This is a genomic window from Tenacibaculum litopenaei, from assembly GCF_964514025.1.
Lineage (GTDB): Bacteria > Bacteroidota > Bacteroidia > Flavobacteriales > Flavobacteriaceae > Polaribacter > Polaribacter litopenaei.
Map to the genome: position 1 here is coordinate 235,410 of NZ_CAZEQT010000001.1, position 17,392 is coordinate 252,801.

Below are 17,392 nucleotides of genomic sequence, written 5' to 3' on the forward strand. Positions count from 1 at the left end.
TATGCAATCTTACTTATTAAAAAATGCCACTGTAGTCAATGAAAACAAGGTTTTCAAGAGTGACGTACTTATTGAAGGAGCTTATATCAAAACCATCGCGGAACACATAGACGCGGAAGGAGTTGAAGTTATCGATGCTGAAGGGAAGTATCTTATCCCAGGAATGATCGATGATCAAGTGCACTTTAGGGAGCCAGGATTGACCCACAAGGCCAATATTGCCACGGAAAGTAAGGCAGCTATTGCCGGAGGAATTACTTCTTTTATTGAAATGCCCAATACCGTTCCGCAAGCAACTACTCAAGAATTGTTAGAAGACAAGTTTGCCATCGCAAAAGAAACGTCGTATGCTAACTATTCGTTTATGTTTGGTGGAACGAATGACAATTTAGAAGAGTTGTTAAAAACCGACCCTAAAAATGTGGCCGGAATTAAACTTTTCTTGGGGTCTTCAACAGGAAACATGTTAGTTGATAACGAGGAGGTACTCAAAAAGATTTTCTCGTCAACCGAGTTGTTAATTGCTGTGCATTGTGAAGATGAAGGCACGATACGCAAAAATACAGCGGAGTATAAAGAGAAGTTCGGAGATGATATCCCAATGAAATACCACCCGATCATCCGCAGCGAGGAAGCCTGTTATTTATCATCGTCAAAAGCCATCGCTTTAGCGAAAGAAACAGGAGCTCGATTACACGTATTCCACTTGTCAACAGGGAAAGAAACGCATTTGTTTAGAAACGATATTCCGTTAGAAGAAAAGCAAATAACCGCTGAGGTTTGCGTGCACCACCTGTGGTTTAGCGATGCAGATTACGAGAAAAAAGGAACCCATATTAAATGGAACCCAGCAGTTAAAACAGCTGAGGACAGAGCGGAATTATGGAAAGCGCTGTTAGATGATCGCATCGATATCATCGCAACAGATCACGCCCCTCACACCTTAGAAGAAAAGAGCAATGTGTATACAAAAGCACCGAGTGGTGGACCCTTAGTGCAACACGCGGTAATCGCTATCTTGGAAAAAGTAAAAGAAGGCGTTTTATCGATAGAAAAAGCCGTTGAAAAGATGAGCCACAATCCGGCAAAAATCTTTAAAGTACAAAAGAGAGGATTTATTAAAGAAGGATACTATGCCGATGTGGTATTGGTAGACCCTAAGGTTTCTTGGGAAGTGACGAGAGAAAGTGTGCTTTACAAGTGTGGATGGTCACCATTCGAAGGGGTAGCATTCTCAAATGCCATTACCCATACTTTTGTCAATGGAAATCTGATGTATAACGAAGGAGCGTTTAACGAAGAAGTAAAAGGAGAACGCCTTGTTTTTGACAGATAATGAATAAAGTAAGTTATATAGCAATCATCCTACTTTTGGTTTCTTGTAATAGTAATACTATTTACAAGGAACCAGAAGGGCTGATTCCGAGAGATTCAATGATCTCTTTACTGACAGATATGTACTTGGCCTCATCGGCAAAGAATATTAAAAATAAGTTCTTAAAGAAAGAGGCAAATTACATGATTCAAGTGTATGAGAAGTACCGTATTGATAGCGTTCGTTTTGATTTGAGCAATCAGTATTACACTTCGCGAATTGACGAGTATACCGACATGTTGAATGTTGTAAAAAAACGCCTTGACAGTACGCGTATACATTATCAAAATTTAAAAGCAGCGCAAGACTCTACCAACGCGGTAAAACCGAGTTTGAAGGAAATTAAAGAAGAATTGCGTAAAGAAGAGAAACTATCGGAAGACAGTATTGATCAACTGCGATAGTCCTTTGCAATGGCCTTTATCACCTTTTCAATAGGGGTGAATTCCCAACCGAGTGCAGCTTTTACTTTATCGGTACTGTAAAAGGTTTTGTTATGTGAAGAGCGCGCTGAGTTTTTAGTTAACAGCGGGTCTTTGCGAGTGAGTAATGTGAGCAGCCAGTCAATTCTCCAAAAAATTTCTGTAGCGATTTTTCCAATACCGATACTAGGACGCGGTTTGTTGAGTGCATCGGCAATAGCGTTGAGGATGTCGCGGTAAGATTTGTTTTCACTTACCAGGATATAACGTTCGTTCGCTTTTGTGCTTTCCGTGAGTTGGAGCATCGTCTTTACTACGTCATGAACTCCGATAAAGCCCGTAACTCCTTGGGTGTAGTACTTAAACCCTTTGGCTACTTGTGAAAAGAGTTTTCCCGATCCTTCTTCCCAGTATCCACTACCCAAAATAACTCCTGGATTTACAACGACAACTGGAACTCCCTCTTGGCTGGCACGCCAAACTTCCATTTCTGCACCGTATTTTGTAATGGCATAACCGTGGTTGTCCGAATTGTCATTCCACTCGTTTTCCTCGTTTACCGGCCTGCCATGAAGGCTGTCGCCAACGGCAGCAATAGAGCTTACAAAGCAGAGTTTTTTAACCTTTGCATCGACGCAAAAGTTTACAATATTAGCTGTTCCGTCAATATTTACTTGACGCATCGCCATGTAATCGGAGGGTTTAAATGAGACCAGGGCAGCACAGTGGTACACGTAGGAGATAGGATGTGCAAAGACTTTTGTCAAGGAGGGAATGTCGGTAATGTCGGCTTGTATCCACGTGATACGCTGCCACAGTGTATCGGTGTTTTCGGTGTAATAGGCAAACACTTTTTTTACGTGCTGAAGCTTCTCCTCAGTTCTGTAAATTGCTAAAATGGAATCGTTTTTTTGAGCCAAATGATACAGTAAATGTGACCCTACTAAACCCGTTCCTCCCGTAACTAAAATCATACTGCGAAAATAGAATTTTTTTAGCTTATAAATGTATCTTTGCTTCTTTAAAATATAATGATATGACCAAGAATCTAGTAGAAGAACTACGTTGGCGTGGTATGATTCACGATATTATGCCAGGAACAGAAGACCAATTGCAAAAAGAAATGACCGCAGCGTATATTGGCTTTGACCCGACGTCGGATTCATTACACATTGGTAGTTTGGTACCAATTATTTTATTGGTGCATATAGAAAAAGCAGGCCACAAGCCGATTGCTCTTGTAGGAGGTGCCACAGGAATGATTGGGGACCCATCTGGAAAATCGGATGAGCGTAATTTGTTAAATGAAGAGGCACTTGCAAAAAATGTTGCCGGGATTAAACGTACCTTAGGGCGTTTCTTAAATTTCGACAACGGTGCAGAGAACTCTCCAATTTTGGTAAATAACTACGATTGGATGAAAGATTTTTCATTTATTGATTTTGCACGTGATGTAGGTAAACGAATCACGGTAAATTATATGATGGCCAAAGATTCTGTAAAAAAGCGCATTTCTGGTGAGTCTGGTGGAGGTATGAGTTTTACCGAGTTTACGTATCAGTTAATCCAGGGCTACGATTTTTATCATTTGCATAAAACACACAATTGCTTGTTGCAAATGGGAGGTTCAGACCAATGGGGTAATATTACTACCGGTACAGAACTCGTGCGCAGAATGAATGTAGGAGAAGAGGTAAAAGCCTATGCTGCTACCTGTCCGTTAATTACAAAGGCAGACGGTTCAAAATTTGGAAAATCTGAGGGAGGTAATGTTTGGTTAGATGCCGACAAGACTTCTGTGTACAAGTTTTACCAGTTTTGGATGAATACCAGTGATGAAGATGCGGAGAAATACATTAAAATTTTCACGTTCCTAGATAAAGAAACTATTGATGCCTTGATAGCAGAGCACAAAGAAGCTCCGCATCAACGTGCTTTGCAAAAGCGTTTGGCAGAAGAGGTTACTACTTTTGTACACTCGAAAGAAGAGCTAGCACAAGCAATTGCAGCATCAAATATCCTGTTTGGAAAGTCGACAGCTGACGATTTAAAAGGTTTAGACGAACAGACATTTTTAGACGTATTTGCAGGAGTACCGCAAGCAACAGTAGCCAAAGAAGACGTTGCTGAAGGGTTGGATATGATTGGAGCACTGGCTGCCAAAACCAACTTTTTAAAGTCAAATGGTGAAGCTAGAAGAGCTTTAAAGGAAAACTCAATTTCTGTTAACAAAGAAAAAGTAAACGAGAGTTTTACAATTTCAGAAGGTGATTTAATTGCCGGAAAATACGTGTTGTTACAGAAAGGTAAGAAGAATTACTATTTGCTAACCGTGGAATAATGCGCGGATAGCATTGAATACACATAAAAAAGGCATCACTTCTGTGATGCCTTTTTTAGTTTTATCGGTTCGGAGTTCAGTCGAACTTCTCTATGAGGTTGTCCGTTTCGCAAAGAATTACGACACGGCTTTTAGGTCAAAAGTTAAGGGGCAACGTTTGCAGTTTATCCCTTTCTTTAAGTACTTATTACAGCACTTGTTTTTCGGTTTTATACAGTTGCTACTACATGCAGTTGAACAGGCGCTTGCCTTTGCTTGCATAGGGACAACTTGAGTAACTTTTTGGGTTTCAGTATAAAAAACTAACATATCATCTCTTCAAATTCCGCTGCAAATATAAGTTTTTTATTTAGAACAAATTAAAATTAAATTTAAAACTTATTTTGTTGCCCATAAAATCGGGAGGTGGTATCTTTGTAGTCCTTTATAAAACTTAGAATTGTTGAAGCCAACAACTGTATACTTTTTAGTAGCGTTATACCTGATCGCCATGTTGCGACCGATTACTCCTTTTGTGGAGTACGCTATTAATTACGATTATATAGCCAAGGTGTTGTGTATCAATAAAGATAAGCCAGAAATGAGCTGTAATGGTAAATGTCAGCTTATGAAAAAACTGGAGAAACAACAAGAAGACGATTACCAAGCGTTGCGCGTATCGATGGAAGAGTATCCTATCGGTTTCGTTTCTATTATGAGCATAGAATCTTTGTTGGTTTCACCGCGTACTGTAACAATTGACGATACGTATCAAGATCAATACACCTATCAATATCTTCAGGAGGTATTTCACCCACCCGCAGTTTAATTTTATACATACTTAGTACTCTCAAACCAGAACCGTCATAAAATATGAGGGCTTCTTCGGCTATGCTGTTTAAAATTAATACGATTAAAATGAAATTCGCAAGAACTATATTCGCAGGATTGCTTGTGCTCCTGTGCCAACAAATCAATGCGCAAGACCACAGTAAACAACACACAGAATCTTGGACATCAGCTCGTCCGGACGGACATGCTCCTATTTCAGTAATGGGTGACCATTATCACCACAAAGGGGAGTTCATGGTGTCGTACCGCTTTATGTTTATGAACATGGAAGGGCTGTACCGCGGAGATGCCGCAATTAGCAATTTGCAGGGGCATCAGGCAGGTTATATGGTAACGCCATTAAAAATGCCGATGAACATGCATATGTTAGGAGTGATGTACGCTCCAACGGATAAAATCACACTGATGGCGATGTTTAATTATTTGCAAAACGATATGGATTTGCAAATGCGCATGCCTACAGGGATGACGCGAACCTTTTCAACGGCATCATCAGGATTAAGCGACGTTAAATTAGGATTCCTATACAAGCTTCTGAACCGTAATAAGCAATCGTTACACGCCTTGGTAAATCTATCCATTCCGACAGGAAGTTTGGAGGCCAAAGCAGCAACCCCAATGTCGGGCGGTAAGCAACTACAGTTACCCTATCCGATGCAATTGGGAAGTGGAACCTACGATGCGGATTTAGGATTGACCTATTTGGGGCAGGCTACCCATTATTCTTGGGGAACTCAACTAAAAGGGACCTATCGATTTGGAACAAATACCTACGGGTATCGAATGGGAAATGCCTATCAATTGAATTCTTGGTTTGCTGTGAAAACGACACCTTGGTTAAGTGTGTCTGCTCGTGTAGAAGGGCAGGTAACTACGGGTATCATCGGTCGAAATGCAAACTTGAATCCAATGATGGTTACCACGGCTGATGTTGCAAATTCAGGGCGAAAATTAGTAAACACTGCATTGGGTTTTAATTTGTATGCTTTTAAAGGCAATTTAAAGAATCTGAGATTGGGAGCTGAATATGTGTATCCGGTGTATCAATTTGTAACAGGAGTACAACTTAAACAAAAAGAAAGTTTTGTAATAGGACTGCAGTACTCTTTGTAAAAAACTTAATTACAACTGCGTAGCAGCTTTATTGACAGCCTTAGATTTAGGGTTGCGGGGAATGCTACGCTCAAAAAATAACGAAAACATGAAAAAATTTATACTCGGTGTGCTCGCCGTAATGAGCTTTATAGCCTGTAGTGATGACGAACTTCCGGCAGAACAGTTAAAAGGGACAAACAAAGTAAGTATCGCCTTTGACAACGGTTTTAAAAATGACAAACTGTTGTTGGGAAGTAGCCGTTACCAAAATTCAAACGGTGAATTCTTAACGGTCAATGCATTTGACTATATCGTGAGTAATTTTGTTTTAATCGATGAACAGGGTAAAGAATTCGTGTTTAACAAGGATAAGAGCTATTTTATTATCAGTGAAGGAGGAGCTGGGAAAACAAAAAAAGTAGCGGTCGATTTAGAAGGTGTTCCTGCCGGAAAATACGTGAAAATAAAATTTGGTATCGGTGTTGATCAAGAGCGATTTAAACAAGGACAGGCAGTGCAGCAAGATTTTTGGACTTTGGCAGAGCAGTATAGCTTAACCTGGAGTTGGCAGGCAGGGTACAAGTTTGTAGTGTTGGAAGGAGATTACCAAGCGAGCTCACAGGCTACTAAAAAGCCGTATATGTTGCACATTGCTAGTAGAGGTACTAGTGTTGATTTGTACAAAGAGGTAACTCTAAACATGGATCAAGCTGTGGTAAGCGCTAATTCATCGCCTCAAATTCACATCAAGGTAGATGCTGAAAAAATGTTAGGCGGAACTCACAAGATTAAATTGGCTGAGGGCGCTACTATTATGGGAGGTGATAAAGCTTCTGAAATTGCAGACAATAATAAAGAAATGTTTACGGTGCACCACGTACATCACGCGGGACATCATTAGTTCTAATTAGATGCTGGCTTTTCTGAGTGAGGAAAGGCTGGCATTTTAATGCAATACGATATGAAAAAAAGTGTAGTAGCCATGGTTTTAGTCACAGTTTTTATGAGCTGTGCAAAGCAGGAAGAAGCGCCTTATGTGGCCGTGGACCCCGTGTTTGAAAAGCCTAGTAATTTTCCGGAACCTCATTATGATTTGGCTTCCAATCCGATTACGAAAGCCGGATTTGATCTCGGGAAGAAGTTGTTTTACGATGGGAAACTCGCCTCGGATGGTGTTGTTTCTTGTGCCTTTTGTCATCAGCAAAAGTTTGCATTTACGCACCACGGACATCCTTTGAGTCACGGAGTCGATAACCGCAGTGGGAAACGAAATTCGCAGCCCATTCAAAATTTAGCTTTTCAAAAACAATTTTCATGGGATGGCGCGGCCTTTCATTTAGATATGTTCCCGATAATTCCGCTGACAAACCCAGTGGAGATGGATGAAACTGTGGGGAACGTATTAAAGAAATTGGCTGCCGATGCAACCTACCAGAAAATGTTTGCAGAAGCTTTTAAAGATGGCCGTGTAAATGCTGACAATACCTTTAAGGCAATGTCGCAATTTATGTTAATGATGGTGTCGGCGAATGCTAAGTACGACAAGTACGTTCGGAAAGAAGAAAACGTCACTTTAACAGCTGAAGAGTCAAGAGGTTTTACAGTGTTTAAATCTAAGTGTAGTTCTTGTCATGCTACGGATTTGTTCACCGATGACAGCTTTCGAAACAACGGTTTGCCAGTGGATCCTGCCGTTGACGATTTAGGAAGAATGACCGTAACCTTAGTCCCTGAAGACAGGTACAAATTTAAGGTTCCCAGTTTGCGCAATGTGGCATTGACAGCTCCGTATATGCACGACGGTCGTTTTGGCTCATTGGAAAGTGTATTGAATTTTTATACCGATGGAATGGTCACTTCGGCAACCATAGATGCACAACTCAAAAGACCTGATGGTACTGTAGGGATTTCGATGACTACTCAAGAAAAACAAGATGTTATTGCATTTTTAAAAACACTAACAGATGAAGAGTTTATTAAAGATAAAAGGTTTGCAGAGTAAGTGGCAACTCGCTCTTGTCATAGGAGCCATCAGCAGTACGCTCATGGCCAAAAACCCTTTTCCACCCAGTTATACATCCTTTTTAGACGACTGTGATGCCTGTGGTTGTAGTAATAATGGGGGGAGCTTAGGTATGGGCGCAATTTTAGATACACAGTTCGTTGGATTGCGCTATTTGTATCAAAAGTACGAATCAAAGACGGGGATTTTTGACAATTCACCAACAGTTGATGAGGCTTTTAACACCTTACAGCTTTGGTCGCGCATTCCGGTGATTAGTAATGTTTTAGAAGTGCAGCTTTTTGTGCCTTGGCACGAGCATAACAGACAATACACCACCAAAGAATTACACATTCGTGGAATAGGTGATATTTCACTTTTGGCGAATTATACCTTGTGGGAAAAGAGAACGGCTGGTTATGACCGTGCTACCGATAAAATTGACAGTGGTTACCACCTTTTAAAAGTCGGAGCAGGCGTTAAATTGCCTACAGGAAAATACAATGAAACTATAGACAATACTTTAAACCCTAGTTTTCAGTTAGGAACGGGAAGTACTGATTTTATAGGAAACCTGCAGTATTTGTTTAAACGAAATTCTTGGGGGCTGTCAAATGTAGTTACCTATTATGCGAAAGGCAGTAATGCGAATAAGTATCGATTTGGAAATCAGTTCAATTTCAACAGTACTTTTTTTTACGTTTTTAAAGACAATACAAAAAATGTCTTGGTGCCATCACTGAGTGTTTCTGGTGAATTTTATCAGGAAAATAAGGTGTTCGGTATTCCGGTAAAGAATACTTCAGGACAGGCATTGTTTACTACGATCGGTGCGGAGTATACGGCAAAAAGGCTAACCTTAGGGGTGTTAGCCATGTATCCAATAGCACAAAATTTAGCACAGGGATTTGTGGAGGTAAAACACCGAACTTCTGTGTATATCAATTACAATTTATAAGAAATCAAAATGAGAAATTTAGTATTAGTGTGGGTTGCATTACTTTGTAATGTGTTAATGGCTAGCGCACAAACAGTGTTTAAAGCACGCGTTTTAGGACAGGATCAACAACCGTTGGTGGGGGCCACAGTAGTTGCTCTTGAAGATACTTCGAAAGGAACAATGAGTGATGCGGCAGGAGTATTTAGTATTCGTTTGAACTCCGGTATCGTTCAAATATCGAGTGTCGGTTATCGAACGCAACGCGTACAATTAAAGGCCCCTTTTACCGAAGTGGTGTTACAAGTTAGTTCAGAAAACCTAGATGAGGTAATCGTATCAGCGAGTAGAGAACGTCAGCAACGAAAGGAAGTACCCGCTGCTATTGGGGTGTTAACGGCTCAAGATATCGAAAATACCAAAGCCTTTGGTATTGAACAATTGGTTAATCAGGTACCAGGTGTGTTTATGAGCACGTCTAAGGCAGCGAGTAATGAACAGCATTTTATGGCTACTCGATCGCCAATTTCTACCAAATCACTGTTTTTGTATTTAGAAGACGGTATTCCTATTCGCCCAGTAGCGGTGTTTAATCACAATGCTTTGTTGGAAATGAATAGTACAGCTTTTCAACGATTGGAAGTGGTGAAAGGGCCTGCCTCAAGTATCTATGGAAGCGAAGCTATAGGAGGAAGTTTTAATTTTATCACCAAAAATCCAAGTAAGGAACTATCGGGCTTTGTAGGAGTGCAAGGAAATAGTATGGGACTTCGCCGAATAGACTTAGAGGCATCGACTACCTTGCAAGATACGGTTGGAGTATACGTAGGGGCACATCACGTTCGACGTGTTAACGGACCTGTTGGGCATTCTAATTACGAGAAAACAGCGGTGACTTTTAAGGTCGTAACTGATTTTACCGAGAACCTGCGTTGGACGAACAGTATAAATTACATCAATTACCGCTCGGATATGTCAGGATCTATTTCTGAAAAGAACTACACCGACGGAGATTACCAAAGCAATCAAACCTTTACTGAACGCGAAGCCATCGCCGGCCGATTTAGGTCGTCGTTAGTGCAGCGTTGGGATAATGATCACAAAACATCATTCCATTTTATTTACAGAGATAATCAAATGAACCAAATTCCTTCGTATCGCATTCGTCAAAACAGAACTAGCGGTGTGTTAAACGGAACGGGAAGCGGAGAAATTAACTCGAATTCTTTTAAGAGTTATGTAGGGTTAATCCAGCATAAGATGGACTGGGATTTTGCGAACACTCGCGTAATTATCGGTGCGACAACGGACTATTCTCCACAAGAATATCAGGCCGAGAAAATAGCCGTATCCGTTGATGCTACTACCGGAACCAATACCGGGTACAGCCTACAGCCGGGAAACTATATTATGAAGTATAGAGCAGATATTTACAATCACGCTGGGTATGCTCAGGTAGAAATGACTCCCTTACCAGGATTGAAACTGACGGGAGCACTGCGTTATGATAGTTTTACCTATGACTATGAAAATTTAGACAAAGGGAATTCAGGAGTAGAAGACACGAGCGTGAGCTACTCGAATTTTGCTCCAAAATTTGGAATTTCTGTCGATGTAGGTAAGGGCTTAGGGGTGTATTCAAATTACTCAAAAGGATTTACACCACCACAAGTAGGAACCTTGTTTAGAAATGGGAAGAACAAAACGGGAACCGCGTTTAGCTTGCAGCCTGCTACTTTTCACAATTATGAAATCGGGGCTTTTTGGATGAGTTCGTACGGATTAAAGTTAGATGCGGCGGTGTATCAGTTAGACGGTGTTGATCGCCTTATTTCTATGCGAGATGACAAAGGGAATTTCATTCAAAGAAATGCGGGGAAAACGCGTTCAAAAGGGGTGGAGTTTGGAGTAGATTATAAAGTGTTGCCTTCAGTACGCCTGCGTTATAGCGGAAGTTATGCAACGCACAGATACCGTTCTTTTGTGGATAATAATAAGGATTTTTCAAATACGACGATGCCCACAGCTCCTAAGTACTTAGCGATGGCTAGTATCGCTTATACTCCGATAGAGGATTTGTTGTTAACCCTTGAACACGAGCAGGTAGGAAGTTACAATACGAGTTTTGAAGGACAGGCGGTACTCACTGGTACAAATACACCTGGAACAGCTACTTACAAAGGTCATCAGGTAGTTAATTTTAAGGCTTCTTACCGTTACAAGAATGTGGAGTTGTGGGGAGAAGCATTGAATTTGTTCGATACCCTATATGCAGTAAGGGCTTCTTACAGTACTTGGAGTAAACAAAATACCTACAGTATTGGAAACCCAAGAGCTTTTCACGTTGGAATCCGATATAATTTCTAAGCAATCTTGAGATGAAAAATAGAAAACTACATGCTTGGCTATGGAGGTGGCACTTCATAGCGGGCATGGTTTCTTTGCCTTTTGTATTGGTTTTAGCAATCACAGGAGGACTGTATTTGTTCCATCCTAAAGTTGTGGAAACCAAAACAGAACCTTGGCGTGAGCTAGGGCTTACCGATGAAGCCCAACGATTGACGTATCAGGAGCAGTGGAACCGTGCGAAAGGAGTGTTGAAAAAGCCTTTGAGTCAATTTCAAATACCTGAAAAATCCTCGGAAAGTACGCAGTTTACTGCGGGGAGGTTTAGTCATAAAACAACCGTATATATACATCCTGTTACGGGAGCGGTTTTGGCGACTTTTAGCCCTAAAGATTCATGGATGTACACCGTGCGTAAGCTTCATGGAGAGTTATTAGGAGGTAAAGTAGGAACCAAACTCGTGGAGTTGGTAGCTTGTTGGATGGTTGTGTTAATTTTGTCAGGACTCTATATTTGGTGGCCTTTTGAACGCGGTGCTCAAGGGGTGTTTACCATTCGTTGGCGTCAGGGAAAACGGATCTTCTTTCGCGATATTCATGCGGTTATAGGCTTTTGGATGAGTGGTTTATTGTTGCTGACCTTGGCAGGAGGGCTGCCGTGGACAGACGTATTTGGAGCGGGGTTTAAAAAAGTACAGAAATGGACAGATACCGGCTATCCAAAAGGATGGAATGGTCGCGGATTGACTTCGATAGTACAAGACAAACCCTTGACCTTAGATGCCATGGTCGCTATTGCCAAAGCACAAGGATTACCGGGGACGGTAAGTGTAGGCCTGCCTAAGGGGACCAAAAGTTCCTTCAGTGTGTCCAACAAAACCTTTCCGCTTTCGGAGCAAAAAATGCTGCATTTTGATCAGTATTCAGGGGCTTTAATTCAAGAGTATGCCTGGAGTGATGTCGGAGTGCTTATGCGAGGTAGAATGTGGGTAATGGCTTTTCATCAAGGTCAATTTGGCGCATGGAATTGGTGGCTAATGCAAGGGGTGGCGATATTTCTTACCTTGATGTCGGTAGGAGCTATTGTATCGTATCTCAAACGCAAGCCTACTAAAAAACTCGGAGTTCCTAAACAACCTAAAAAATTTAAGGTAGGAGTTGGCTTTGTAGTGCTGCTGCTAGTTCTCGGTTGTTTGTTGCCGTTGTTCGGTGCGAGTATCGTATTGCTCTTTATCGTCGATGTTTTAAGAAAGCGAAAGACCAAAGCTGGAGAAACAACTTTGGTACGTTCCTTGTGATAGTGTGGGTAAACATTCAAGTGTTAAAGTTGTGTTCAGCAACGTAAGGATGCTTAATTTTGAAGACCAAACCTTTAGAATAACTAATATTTTTATCATGAAAAATTCAATTTTAGCAGTGTTCATCACTGTTGTAAGCCTTGTTTTTTCGAAAGAAGCGACGGCCCAAAAGTTTCCTGGTTTAGATAAAAGTCCTATGGATGCAGCCACCTATCCGGAAAGTTATCGAAATTCCAACAAGAAAGTAAAAGTAATTTATAGTAGGCCACAATTAAAAAACAGAAAGTTATCAAAACTTGCTCCTGAAGGAAAAGTTTGGAGAACTGGAGCTAATGAGGCCGCGGAAATAACCTTTTATCAAGATGTCATTTTTGGTGGAAAAGAAGTGAAAGCGGGTACCTATAGCATGTTTACCATTCCTGGAAAGAAAGAATGGACCATCGTACTCAATACCTCATTGAATGTGTGGGGAGCGTATTTTTACAAGCAGAAAGAAGACGTGGTGCGCGTACAAGCAAAAGTCCGCAAGTCAAAAAAGTCATTGGAGGCTTTTTCGATTGTTTTTGACGGAGAAGATGAAGAGTTTACCATGTACCTCGGATGGGGTAAATCAATTGTTTCGTTGCCAATAAAAGGCTAAGAAGTAATCACAATAAAAAAAAGCAAGAGTCAAACGACTCTTGCTTTTTTTTATGCTTCGATTTTTGATAAAATAGTAGCGAGTTCTTCAGGTGCCGAAAAGTTAGGGGTATGACTGGTTGCCAGGCTATATACTTTACGAACCTTGTTTTGATACATGGCGCGCTGTATATCAATAGGCAAGGCCTGATCATCGGTGCACTCGATGTAGTATTTTGGAATACTGCCAAAATTTTCATCACTTAGGCGGAGTTCGTATTGAAGCGGTGCTGCAGGTTCAGGTACTATATACTTTTTCGCTGCGTTAAAAACGGAAGCAGGGATGTCGTGTGCAAAGGCATTTTGAAGTTCACTATCGGCAACATAAGCTTCTGTTCCGTCGGCAGAGAGTGAAAAGTGAGTAACAGCTTTTGAATGGGTAACTCCTTGCACTGCCTTTAGGAAGGAAGCTCCGTTGGGCAACAAAAATCCAGCGATGTACACCAAGCTTTGTACGCGACGAGGATAGAGTTCTGCGATTTGACTAATAGTGATGCCGTTAAAGCTATGACCAACGAGAATCACTGGGTGTTCTTGTTTGAGGAGGATTTGTCCAAGGGTGTCGATATAATGCTCCATTCCAATCTCACTTGCCGGAGTGGTGTCGGCACCATGTCCTGGTAAATCAGGAGTAAGTACGGTGTGTCCTTGGTTGGTGAGTAGCTTAGCCACGGCTTCCCATTGCCAGGCTCCTAGCCAGGCTGAATGCACGAGTAGGTAGGTATTTTTCATGGTATAGGGTTGTATGCTGTTCTTAATTATTTTTTTGATATTGCTTAGTAACTTCAAAGTGATCTTCAATTAATTTCCATGTTGTGCCTTTGCGAATCCAAGTTTCATTGGTAATTATACCTTCACCAACATTCATACGCCACGAGGCCGATAAGATGGCTTTGTCATTGTTGATAACTTTAATATTGATGTTGGAATACTGCAAATCGGAAGCACCGGATTGCACAAAGGGAGTCCAAAAACCACTAATGGCAGTGCGTCCCTTGTATTCTCCAAAGGGAAGGGCTACCATCAGGGCGTCTGAGGTATAGGCATCGGCAATGGCACGGGTATTTCCTTGGTTAAAATGTTGAATCCAAGTTTTGCTAGCTTCACGGACCTCATTGCGGACGGTTTGTTCAGTGTCTGTGCAGTTGGTTAGCAGTAGACTAAAAAATAGGACGAAAGTAAAACGATAAATTTTGTACATCTCTTGTTGATTTTAATTGATGTGACAAAAGTATCTCAGCGGCTTTGAGTAAACCTGTAACAAAAGGTACAGGTAGCGATTTTTCTTGTTCTTAGTGGTGGAGGAGTTGTATTTTTTTAAAGTCTAATTTTACCTTTCCCGAGGCTTCCAGTTGCTTGAGAACTTTAGATACCACCTCTCGAGTTGTGCCGATTTCTTTTGCTAGTTGACTGTGTGATATAGCAATGTGTTTCGAAGCATTTTCCTCACTACTGGTTTTGAGATAGTCTAAAATTCGCTGATCGACTTTGTGGAAGGCTAAATTTTTATAGGCGTTTAACAGGTGGTCGTAGCTATCGATAAAAGTGGCGGTAGTGAAATTATTCCACGACTTATAGCTAAAGTTCCAATCGGAAAGGAGTCGCACGGGAATTTTAAGCAGGGTGGTTTCTTCTTCGGCTTTTGCATGAACGATACTGGTACTGTTTTGAAAAGCTGCGGAGAGCGATAGCACGCAAGTATCAATTGGATGTACGTAATACACCAATATCTGACGATCTTCGTTTTCTTGCCAAACGCGAACTTTTCCTTTGAGGACGATGGCCAACCATTTGATGTATTTTCCTTGCTCAATGATATAGCTGTTTTTAGGAATTGTTTGCAGCTCACTATGGGTTTTTATGGCTTCTTGTAGTTCGGGTTCGTGAAGTTTGAGGGCTTTGAAGAGTTCTTCGTAAACAGTCATAAAAATTTGTTTGATGCCACAAAAATAGGCAAGTCTGCACGTTAATTGCGAGTGCTTTTCATAAATTTTATTCGGGTAGGTAGTGGCATTGCAATTCTATTTCAGGGCTTAACACATACTGAAATTGCAAACGTTGTTGTTTGTTTTCAGGAGCTAGTTGTAGTTCTAAGGCTAAGCTAAGGGATGAGCTCCCTCTTTTGAGCTGCAAGTTTTCAGTAACGTGTACGCAGGTGTCTACGATTAAAAAGGGGTATTCAGTAGGAGAAAGTGTTTGCAGCGGAATGGTTTGTAGTGCAATAACAGCTGGAAGTTCATATTGGTGTTTTTTGAGCAATTCGCGCGTGTTGAACAGCTCATTGAGGGGTTGTTCATCAAGTCCCCCTTCTTGTAATGAGGTTTTAGCTTTCGACAATTGCAAGGTTACGTTGTGAGGGATCACGGTAGTATTTTCAGGTAATTGTCGCAGTAAGTTGGCTAAAATGGGAACGTAGCACTCGCGGTAGAGCAGGGCATCGAGAGTTTCGCTAAAGAGCAAATGGTAGCTCGTGGCCTCTGGGAGGCTAAACGAGGTTGCATCCGCGCAAAAATACGCTCGTACATAGGCCTGGTGTTCGAAAGCAATGCTAGTGTTTTGAGCCGCTTTTAGGGAGTGCTCATTAATCTCTAAGAGTGTAAACTGCACTTCTTCTGGAGTAAATAACACGGCGATGAGGTTCATAAAAGGAGCGTAGGGCCCACAGCCAGCATAGCACACGTGAACTGGGCTCTTTTGTTTTGCCAGGAGTTGGATGATGCTCTGGTACATGCCTTTTAAAAACAGGTGGGTACGATGGTAGTCCAGTAAACATTGGGCAGCGTGATTAAGCCCAAGTGCTTTTCCTTTAGTCGTAGGTACAGCGGCGAGGTACTCTAGTTTCTGATCAAAGCCAGTGATTTGTGAGGCCTCTTGAAAAATACTGTGAATTTGTTGGACTACTTTTGGCAGTTCAGGAGCGTCGAGTTCCATGGCTAACAATTGTGAAACAGCAGTTTTGAGGTGTAATTTTAGGGCAGTTGGCGCAGTACTGGTGGTTTTCATAGGCAAAATTGCAGGGTTTAAGCTAAAAAATGACCCAAGCACATAAAAATACTAAAAAAAAATGGGAAAGAGACAAAAATTTAACCGATGGTTAGAATTCGTTGTTTTGTGGTTAAAATATTGACTTTTAGGGTGTTTTTCTTGTTGTGAATAAAAATAATTAGCTATTTTTAAAAGGAACAAAAAACCTTATTACTCATGATAGATGTACTCACTCCCCCGAATGAAAAATTAGCTATCTTACAAAATGAGCTTGAAAAGAAGATTGCTCAGTTGGAAAATTTGTCGCAACGCAGTGTCGACAATTTGCTATTTGAAGAATACATTGATACCGTCCCACTCATTTCCCTCACGGGGTATTACAAAATGAACAGGCCAAACGGGGATGCCTTTTTATCTATCAATACTATTCGCTATCGTTTAAACATTGTTGTCAAAGGGAGAGCCTTCCGCGTTCACATACCGGTGGTTACCGTGGCATATTCAATGGATGGAAAAAAGTCGCGGGAATTCTCTTTCCAAGACATTACGAGTTTCAATGGTGAAGATTTAATCATTGGCAACTTAGTACGTTTAAATTTCACTAGAAATTACGAACGAGGACGTTTAGTAACTTTTTCAGGTTCTATCTACGAACAAGGAAAAGAATTTGCAGTTACGGGTTCTAGTCACTTTAACCCAGTTCCTATGAAAACTTTTATCGGTACTTACAAAGAAATGGACTTCCCTCGTGAAGGAGAAGAGCTCTTGAACATTACCGATTCAAAGGTATTCTTTGATTTTGGAGACGGACTGGAAGAAGTAACCGATTATTCGTATACTCCTGCCATGTATATCTTGGAGTTTTACAAGCCTCACTCATTGCGCAAGTATACAGTGATGTTTGCAACTTCTGGTAAAAATGGCCTGGTTTGTAGAGTAGTTGATGATTACGGGTCACGCTTTGCGGTCACAATTCCTTAGCCTACCGACGGTAAATTATTCAATGTAAACGTATCCCAAACGAACACATAAATTATGAGAGCTCCTTTTTAAAGGAGCTCTTTTTTAATGAGTTAATTTAA

At 41.1% G+C, this 17,392-nt stretch carries 17 protein-coding genes; 12 read left to right on the plus strand and 5 right to left on the minus strand.

All coding sequences use genetic code 11. The annotated features are described in order from the left end of the window. The first annotated feature begins 1 nt into the window (after position 1). The gene (locus ACKTS5_RS00960; RefSeq protein WP_408041952.1) at positions 2 to 1,336 is read left to right on the plus strand and encodes a dihydroorotase; all 1,335 of its coding nucleotides are present in this window, start codon (positions 2 to 4) and stop codon (positions 1,334 to 1,336) included. Beyond that, positions 1,336 to 1,779: a DUF4296 domain-containing protein gene (locus ACKTS5_RS00965; RefSeq protein WP_408041953.1), complete on the plus strand. Its 444-nt coding sequence runs from the start codon at positions 1,336 to 1,338 to the stop codon at positions 1,777 to 1,779. Before ACKTS5_RS00960 ends, ACKTS5_RS00965 begins: the two co-directional genes overlap by 1 nt. Here the strand turns inward: ACKTS5_RS00965 and ACKTS5_RS00970 are convergent. Then, the gene (locus ACKTS5_RS00970; RefSeq protein WP_408041954.1) at positions 1,767 to 2,771 is read right to left on the minus strand and encodes an NAD-dependent epimerase/dehydratase family protein; all 1,005 of its coding nucleotides are present in this window, start codon (positions 2,769 to 2,771) and stop codon (positions 1,767 to 1,769) included. The two genes, ACKTS5_RS00965 and ACKTS5_RS00970, sit on opposite strands and share 13 nt — an antisense overlap. 62 nt (positions 2,772 to 2,833) lie before the next feature. On the opposite strand from ACKTS5_RS00970, the gene tyrS reads away from it, so the two are divergent. The 9 genes from tyrS to ACKTS5_RS01015 all read left to right on the plus strand — a co-directional run bounded on the left by tyrS (position 2,834) and on the right by ACKTS5_RS01015 (position 13,287). Then, a complete protein-coding gene (gene tyrS, locus ACKTS5_RS00975; protein WP_408041955.1) occupies positions 2,834 to 4,138 on the plus strand; it encodes a tyrosine--tRNA ligase in 1,305 nt (434 codons plus the stop codon). A gap of 442 nt (positions 4,139 to 4,580) precedes the next feature. Continuing rightward, positions 4,581 to 4,946, plus strand: coding sequence for a hypothetical protein (locus ACKTS5_RS00980; protein ID WP_408041956.1), 366 nt, complete (start codon positions 4,581 to 4,583; stop codon positions 4,944 to 4,946). A gap of 89 nt (positions 4,947 to 5,035) precedes the next feature. Beyond that, the gene (locus ACKTS5_RS00985; protein ID WP_408041957.1) at positions 5,036 to 6,082 is read left to right on the plus strand and encodes a transporter family protein; all 1,047 of its coding nucleotides are present in this window, start codon (positions 5,036 to 5,038) and stop codon (positions 6,080 to 6,082) included. Between the two features lie 88 nt (positions 6,083 to 6,170). Next, complete coding sequence (locus ACKTS5_RS00990; RefSeq protein WP_408041958.1) at positions 6,171 to 6,965, plus strand: MbnP family protein; 795 nt, start codon at positions 6,171 to 6,173, stop codon at positions 6,963 to 6,965. Positions 6,966 to 7,025: 60 nt separating this feature from the next. Continuing rightward, complete coding sequence (locus tag ACKTS5_RS00995) at positions 7,026 to 8,066, plus strand: cytochrome-c peroxidase (protein ID WP_408041959.1); 1,041 nt, start codon at positions 7,026 to 7,028, stop codon at positions 8,064 to 8,066. Then, a complete protein-coding gene (locus tag ACKTS5_RS01000; RefSeq protein WP_408041960.1) occupies positions 8,029 to 9,024 on the plus strand; it encodes a transporter family protein in 996 nt (331 codons plus the stop codon). The genes ACKTS5_RS00995 and ACKTS5_RS01000 overlap by 38 nt, the downstream gene beginning before the upstream one ends. Positions 9,025 to 9,033: 9 nt before the next feature. After that, the gene (locus ACKTS5_RS01005) at positions 9,034 to 11,370 is read left to right on the plus strand and encodes a TonB-dependent receptor (protein ID WP_408041961.1); all 2,337 of its coding nucleotides are present in this window, start codon (positions 9,034 to 9,036) and stop codon (positions 11,368 to 11,370) included. 11 nt (positions 11,371 to 11,381) lie between these two features. Then, positions 11,382 to 12,647, plus strand: coding sequence for a PepSY-associated TM helix domain-containing protein (locus tag ACKTS5_RS01010; protein WP_408041962.1), 1,266 nt, complete (start codon positions 11,382 to 11,384; stop codon positions 12,645 to 12,647). Between the two features lie 97 nt (positions 12,648 to 12,744). Next, positions 12,745 to 13,287 (plus strand): DUF2911 domain-containing protein, encoded by a 543-nt coding sequence (locus ACKTS5_RS01015; protein ID WP_408041963.1) that lies wholly within the window; start codon positions 12,745 to 12,747, stop codon positions 13,285 to 13,287. A gap of 50 nt (positions 13,288 to 13,337) precedes the next feature. Here the strand turns inward: ACKTS5_RS01015 and ACKTS5_RS01020 are convergent, their stop codons facing one another. From ACKTS5_RS01020 to ACKTS5_RS01035, 4 genes are all read right to left on the minus strand, one after another. Then, positions 13,338 to 14,057, minus strand: a complete 720-nt coding sequence (locus ACKTS5_RS01020; protein ID WP_408041964.1) for an alpha/beta fold hydrolase — start codon at positions 14,055 to 14,057, stop codon at positions 13,338 to 13,340. 22 nt (positions 14,058 to 14,079) lie between these two features. Next, the gene (locus ACKTS5_RS01025; protein ID WP_408041965.1) at positions 14,080 to 14,526 is read right to left on the minus strand and encodes a YybH family protein; all 447 of its coding nucleotides are present in this window, start codon (positions 14,524 to 14,526) and stop codon (positions 14,080 to 14,082) included. 91 nt (positions 14,527 to 14,617) lie between these two features. Then, positions 14,618 to 15,250, minus strand: a complete 633-nt coding sequence (locus tag ACKTS5_RS01030; RefSeq protein ID WP_408041966.1) for a Crp/Fnr family transcriptional regulator — start codon at positions 15,248 to 15,250, stop codon at positions 14,618 to 14,620. Positions 15,251 to 15,317: 67 nt separating this feature from the next. Beyond that, entirely contained in the window at positions 15,318 to 16,328 is a 1,011-nt protein-coding gene (locus tag ACKTS5_RS01035) for an SAM-dependent methyltransferase (protein WP_408041967.1), read from the minus strand. A 198-nt stretch (positions 16,329 to 16,526) separates the two neighbouring features. On the opposite strand from ACKTS5_RS01035, the gene ACKTS5_RS01040 reads away from it, so the two are divergent. Continuing rightward, positions 16,527 to 17,291, plus strand: coding sequence for a hypothetical protein (locus ACKTS5_RS01040; RefSeq protein WP_408041968.1), 765 nt, complete (start codon positions 16,527 to 16,529; stop codon positions 17,289 to 17,291). Positions 17,292 to 17,392 lie beyond the last annotated feature (101 nt).